Genomic DNA, 1,695 nt, shown 5'->3' on the forward strand with positions numbered 1-1,695 from the left:
TCGTGCTGAAAAAGTTGTAGATCGCTGTAAAAATGGTGGTGAAGGTATTGGAAATAGACGTCCAAGTGTTGACGAAAAAGTCCCGGATTCCGGTAACGATTCCCGCGAAAAAGGAAGCAATGCTGTTCCATGTATCCACAAAAAATGTCTTGATAGAAGTCCAGACTTCGTTCCAGCTTGTTCCGAACCATCCCAGCACCACATCTGCAATGCCTTTCAGAGTATTCATGATATTGCGAAACGTGTTGACAACGAAATTCCAGATAGAAGTAAAAATACCCTTGATACCGTCCCAGCACTGCTCCCAATCCCCAGTAAACAAACCGATCAGAACATCCAGCAGCCCCAGAAGAATGCCAGTAAACTCTGAAAAGATGTTGGAGATATTCTGAAAAACGCCTTCAAAAATGGGAGCTAACAGATTGCACAGCCCGTCCCACGCTGCTTTCAGCACATCGGTGAAACTCTCAAAATCGAATCCCAGAGCATTTAGCCGGTCAGTGATGCCCTGTGTCAATCCAGTAAAGGTGCTTTTGATTTGCTCCCAGATGGCGATGATGTTGCTTTTGAATTCGTCATTGGTTTTCCAGAGATGCACAAAGGCAGCTACCAGAGCGGCAACAGCTGCGATAATGGCGAGCAGCGGACCTAATGACACACCCAACGCTCCGGTAATGGCTCCGATGCCACCTTGCACAGTAGAGAAAAGGGCAGGCAGTTTGGACACTGCGGAAAAGACTGTTCCCACGCTGGAAATGGTCTTTCCCAATACTATCAGCATCGGACCCAGAGCAGCAGCCACCAGTGCAATTTTCGCAATGGTTTCTTTTGTCCGTGGGTCTAATTGGTTCAGCTTGTCCACCAGTTCCTGAATACGGGAAACAATGGAGCGAATGGTAGGCATTAAAATATCACTAAAACTGATCGCCAATTCTTCCAGCTGGGACTTCAAGATGGTCACTTGTCCGGCAAGGTTATCCTGCATGACCGCTGCCATTTTTTCGGTCGTACCATTGTAGCCGTCTACTGTATCGGAACAGGTGTCAATGGCATTGGACAGTTTTTCAAAATCCGCCGGGGAACCGTTGATGATCGCCAGCATACCGGACATGGCCTCTTTGCCAAACAGCGAGGCAGCCGCCTGTGCCTGTTCTGCCTCGGAAAGGCCGCCCAATTTCTGACGAAGTTGCTCCATGAGTTCCCGTAAAGAATACATCTTGCCGGAACTATCTGTCAGAGAAATGCCGTACTGTTCCATGGCAGATGCTACCGTGTCTGTCGGCTTTGCCAGATTGGTAATGGCGGAACGCAGTGCTGTACCAGCCTGTGAGGATTTGATACCGGCATTTGCCATCAGTCCGATGGCAATGGCGGAATCTTCAGCGGAATAGCCCAAGGAACCCAGCACCGGAGCGGCATATTTGAAAGTTTCGCCCATCATGCTGACGTTGGTATTGGCATTGCTTGAGGCAGCCGCCAGAATATCCGCAAAGTGTCCGCTGTCCGAAGCAGACAAACCGAAAGCGGTCAAAGCATCCGTGACAATGTCCGAAGTAGATGCCAAGTCCTCACCGGAAGCGGCGGCAAGATTCATAATGCCTTCGATACCGCTGAGCATATCGTTGGTTTTCCATCCTGCCATCGCCATATAGTTCATGGCTTCCGCAGCCTCACTTGCAGAGAACTTCGTTTTAC

General features: G+C 49.4%; 1 protein-coding gene. It reads right to left on the reverse strand.

Annotated elements, in window-relative coordinates:
- The coding region (locus RUMCAL_RS09710) for a phage tail tape measure protein (protein ID WP_021682623.1) at positions 1 to 1,695 on the reverse strand (1,695 nt) is incomplete at both ends.

Origin of the sequence: Ruminococcus callidus ATCC 27760 (genome assembly GCF_000468015.1) — a bacterium.
Classification (GTDB): Bacteria; Bacillota; Clostridia; order Oscillospirales; family Ruminococcaceae; genus Ruminococcus_C; species Ruminococcus_C callidus.